Source organism: Acinetobacter sp. F16 (assembly GCF_052712855.1).
The window spans coordinates 1-4,311 of sequence record NZ_JBRATK010000028.1 but is presented as its reverse complement, the minus strand read 5'-3'; the positions used below and the strand labels follow the sequence as shown (position 1 = coordinate 4,311).

At 42.6% G+C, this 4,311-nt stretch carries 3 protein-coding genes and 4 tRNA genes; all 7 read left to right on the top strand.

Annotation, left to right across the window (positions count from 1 at the left end; genetic code table 11):
- Positions 1 to 196: 196 nt before the first annotated feature.
- The 7 genes from ACU0NF_RS11770 to ACU0NF_RS11740 all read left to right on the top strand — a co-directional run bounded on the left by ACU0NF_RS11770 (position 197) and on the right by ACU0NF_RS11740 (position 3,701).
- Positions 197 to 556, top strand: a complete 360-nt coding sequence (locus ACU0NF_RS11770) for a hypothetical protein (protein ID WP_131316959.1) — start codon at positions 197 to 199, stop codon at positions 554 to 556.
- Between the two features lie 159 nt (positions 557 to 715).
- Complete coding sequence (gene argJ, locus ACU0NF_RS11765) at positions 716 to 1,936, top strand: bifunctional glutamate N-acetyltransferase/amino-acid acetyltransferase ArgJ (RefSeq protein WP_445661232.1); 1,221 nt, start codon at positions 716 to 718, stop codon at positions 1,934 to 1,936.
- A 150-nt stretch (positions 1,937 to 2,086) separates the two neighbouring features.
- Positions 2,087 to 3,154 (top strand): quinolinate synthase NadA, encoded by a 1,068-nt coding sequence (nadA, locus tag ACU0NF_RS11760; protein WP_445661231.1) that lies wholly within the window; start codon positions 2,087 to 2,089, stop codon positions 3,152 to 3,154.
- A 150-nt stretch (positions 3,155 to 3,304) separates the two neighbouring features.
- A tRNA-Pro gene (locus ACU0NF_RS11755) sits at positions 3,305 to 3,381 on the top strand.
- Between the two features lie 44 nt (positions 3,382 to 3,425).
- Positions 3,426 to 3,502: transfer RNA gene (locus tag ACU0NF_RS11750), tRNA-Arg, on the top strand.
- A gap of 43 nt (positions 3,503 to 3,545) precedes the next feature.
- Positions 3,546 to 3,621, top strand: a tRNA-His gene (locus ACU0NF_RS11745).
- A 3-nt stretch (positions 3,622 to 3,624) separates the two neighbouring features.
- Positions 3,625 to 3,701 (top strand) — tRNA-Pro (locus tag ACU0NF_RS11740).
- The last annotated feature ends 610 nt before the right edge of the window (positions 3,702 to 4,311 follow it).

Below are 4,311 nucleotides of genomic sequence, written 5' to 3'. Positions count from 1 at the left end.
TTATTCAGCATTGTACGAGGCATAGCGAGAGTAAAATTGGGTTTGGCGATTTAATTTTACTACCTCGCTATTTTTTTAAGCAACAAATGTCAACAGACCCTATATGATTTAGTTTTTCAAGATGTGAATACGTTTGCAGAGAACTAGATTAAATGGTATTTAGTTGCATATCGAACACTGAAAAGCGGAAAAGACAATGAAAAAAGTATTACAACCATTGATGATTGCAGCTTTAGCTATTCCTACTTTGACTTTTGCAAATAATGCAGCTCAAACCACAACCGTAGACAAAGTACAGGCTGCTCGTGGTGCAACAACAGCTCCGGCAGTTGCTCAAGACGGTAACATTACAGTTGCAAGCCCACGCACTGGTATTCGTTATACTTTTGCTAATCCGAATCAACGTCCAGTGGTATTGGAAACTGCAGCGGTGACTGCAGCCAATGCGGCCAATGTGAACCGTATAGTGGCGTCAAATCCTGCTTTATCTCCAGCAAGTCAAGAAAAAGCCAAACAGGTATTATTGTCAGAAGCGACCCAATTGGCATCTAACTAAACCGATGTTATTTTTTTAAAACCACTCTGCGGACTGGTTTTTTTGTGCTTGGAAACCTCAATCCGATAAAAAATAAATCAAACAAAGTGTTCTGCTCGATTTTTTAGCCAATTTCTACTAAGCTGTGTTTTTATCACGAACTTATTTGGAAGTTTAAAAATGGCGGTCGGCGACGTAACAATGCCACAGATGCATGTGGTTAAAGGTGTAAAGATTGGTTCAGCTGAAGCGTATGTGCGCTATCCGAACCGACGCGACCTGGTCATTTTTGAATTTGCTGAAGGTTCTAATGCAGCGGGTGTATTTACCCAAAATGCATTTTGTGCTGCGCCGGTGCATATTTGCAAAGCACATCTTCAGGTGGGTAATCCGCGCTATTTAGTGATTAACACCGGTAATGCCAATGCAGGTACCGGTAAAATCGGCATGGCGAATGCTGAAGCGACCTGTGTGAAACTGGCTGAACTTGCTGGCGTATCTGCAAGTGAAATTTTACCGTTTTCCACCGGGGTGATTGGTGAGCAATTGCCTATTGAGCGTTTAATGACAGGCCTGCAACCGGCACTGGATTCATTACGCGAAGATGCCTGGTTAGATGCCGCGACTGGCATTATGACCACAGATACTTTACCTAAAGGGGCATCTGAGCAATTTGAGCTAGATAGTGTGATGTACACCATGACTGGTATCTCAAAAGGTGCAGGCATGATTCGCCCGAATATGGCGACCATGCTGAGCTATGTTGCCACAGATGCGCCGATCAGCCGTGAATTGGTACAGCAGCTCTTAAAAACCACTGTGAATGTTTCCTTTAACCGTATTACGGTTGATGGCGATACCTCAACCAATGATTCCTGTATTTTTGTGGCGACAGGACAAGCCGGCGGTGCAGAAATCACCTCGACTGATGATGCACGTTATGCTGCGGTTCTCGATGTTTTAACACGAGTGATGAAACGTCTAGCACAACTGATTGTTCGCGATGGCGAGGGTGCAACCAAATTCATTACCGTGGCAGTTGAAGGCGGTGCAGATACCCAGGAATGTTGCGATATCGCCTATAGTATTGCGCATTCTCCTTTGGTAAAAACTGCAATTTTTGCATCAGATCCTAACTGGGGACGTATCCTTGCCGCAATTGGTTATGCAGGCGTTAAAAATTTAGACGTTGAAAAAATCCAGGTTTGGTTAGATGATGTACAGATCTGCAAAGATGGTGGTGCGGCAGCGGACTATACGGAGGAAGCTGGCGCGCGCGTGATGTCTCAAGCTGAAATGACGATTCGTGTTGATTTAGGACGAGGTCAGGCTAAAGACACGGTCTATACCTGTGATCTGTCTTATGACTATGTCAAGATCAATGCAGATTACCGTTCTTAAGTTTAGTTGAATGAAAAAAGCCTCCGTTGTGAGGCTTTTTTATAATGTAAAGTTTTTAATGACTGGTCAAAAAAGCAAGATGCCATTCTGATCAGTGAATTGAGTGTACTGCTTGTGGTCTAACAAGCACTAAGGATAGAGAAGACGTTTATGAATGATGCGACCAATTTAATTGCCAATGAGGCTAAATCGATTGTGCAGGCGCATTTAGATCGTTTAGGTGAGTCTAAAGATATTCATTTGAGTGATGAGGTCAAACAGGAGAAGTTTGCGCAAATTCTGACAGAACTCAAAAAACGCGATGCTGTCCTTGTCGCTCATTACTATTGCGATCCCGAAGTGCAAGAGATTGCTGAGCTGTCTGGTGGCTGTGTTTCGGATTCATTGGAAATGGCACGTTTTGGCCGTGATCATCCAGCTTCAACCTTGGTTGTGGCAGGTGTGAAATTCATGGGAGAAACATCGAAAATTCTTTCTCCTGAAAAAACCGTGTTGATGCCAACACTAGAAGCTACCTGTTCTCTAGACCTAGGTTGCCCTGTTGATGAGTTTACTGCGTTTTGTGATGCGCATCCTGATTATACCGTGGTGGTGTATGCCAATACCTCTGCGGCAGTCAAAGCCCGGGCTGATTGGGTGGTGACATCGAGCTGTGCAGTCGAAATTATTGAACATTTAGATAGTTTGGGTGAAAAGATTATCTGGGCACCAGATCAGCATCTCGGTCGTTACATTCAGAAGAAAACCGGTGCAGACATGTTGCTTTGGGATGGTGCTTGTATCGTGCATGAAGAATTTCGCGCTCGTGGAATTGCCAGCATGAAAGCTCTCTATCCAGATGCAGCCGTTTTGGTGCATCCAGAGTCACCAGAATCAGTGGTAGATATCGCAGATGCTGTGGGAAGCACCTCGCAATTGATTAAAGCGGCACAAACACTGCCAAATGAACGTTTGATTGTGGCAACCGACCGCGGCATCTTCTATAAAATGCAACAAGCCGTTCCAAACAAGATTCTGATTGAAGCACCAACAGCAGGCGAAGGTGCAACTTGTCGCTCTTGCGCACATTGTCCTTGGATGGCAATGAACGAATTGGATGGAATTTTAGCGGTTTTACAAAATGGTGATCAAGAAATACACGTCGATCCAGCCCTTGCAGAACGAGCTAAATTACCTCTTGATCGCATGTTAAACTTCAGTGCCAATTTAAAACGCTGATAATTGTATATAAAATGGCTAAAGTGCTTGATAAATATACATTCGAAGCGTTTTTTTAATTTTTTTTAACTCTAGGTGTTGACGTTGCTAAGCGTCACGCCTAGAATGCACACCGTACCGCATGAAGTGCAGTATGAAGCTAAGATGAATCGGAGCATGGCGCAGCTTGGTAGCGCACCTGGTTTGGGACCAGGGGGTCGTAGGTTCGAATCCTACTGCTCCGACCAATTCTTCAAGGCGAAGGTTTTGTGGTATTTATATCATAGTTCATGCGCCTGTAGCTCAGTAGGATAGAGCATCCGCCTTCTAAGCGGATGGTCACAGGTTCGAATCCTGTCAGGCGCACCATTTATGGTAGCTTGATACTTTAGAATCTGAAAATGTTGTAACGGTGGATGTAGCTCAGTTGGTAGAGCCCCGGATTGTGATTCCGGTTGTCGTGGGTTCGAATCCCATCATTCACCCCAATTCGGAGCATGGCGCAGCTTGGTAGCGCACCTGGTTTGGGACCAGGGGGTCGTAGGTTCGAATCCTACTGCTCCGACCATTTTTCTAAAAGATGATATAAATAATCCGCTTAAATGCGGTTTTTTTATGCCTGAAATTTAATAATAACATTCAACATTCAACATTCAACATTCAACATTCAACATGGTTTGAATAATCTTTAATAATCACGGTTTAAAAATCAGAAGCAATTTAATCATTATTGAGGGTGCAATATAAAACCAGTTGAGGAAGGGGGTGAGCTTATTTAACACATGAAGGGATTTCCTTGAACAAAATAAAAAAATGCTTCGTTGTGTTGATTTATTTGAGGGGTGATTTTGTTTTAGATCTGCGGCTGTATTTGATCTTTGTGTATTTTTACTGGTCTATAGTGTATTTAAGCAGTGAGTTTGATTTTTAGATTGGAAGATGAATATAGAATATGATGAATGCAGGATATAAAGAACAGAAATGAAAATAATAAAATGATGCGAATTTGGATTTTATTTGGCTTATTTATGAGTTTTAAACCAAAAACGTTGTGAATTTAAACTTAAAAATAAGAAAATCTCTCGATTTTGCAGAATAAATAAACAGTCGAAAGATTATTGGTAAAATAATGCGGAAAAGGGGTTGCGCCTGATCTGGAATGCTGTAGAATGCACATC

Coding starts and splice junctions, on each gene's coding strand:
- ACU0NF_RS11770 (WP_131316959.1), top strand. CDS start 197: ATGAAAAAAGTATTACAACCATTGATGATTGCAGCTTTAGCTATTCCT.
- argJ (WP_445661232.1), top strand. CDS start 716: ATGGCGGTCGGCGACGTAACAATGCCACAGATGCATGTGGTTAAAGGT.
- nadA (WP_445661231.1), top strand. CDS start 2,087: ATGAATGATGCGACCAATTTAATTGCCAATGAGGCTAAATCGATTGTG.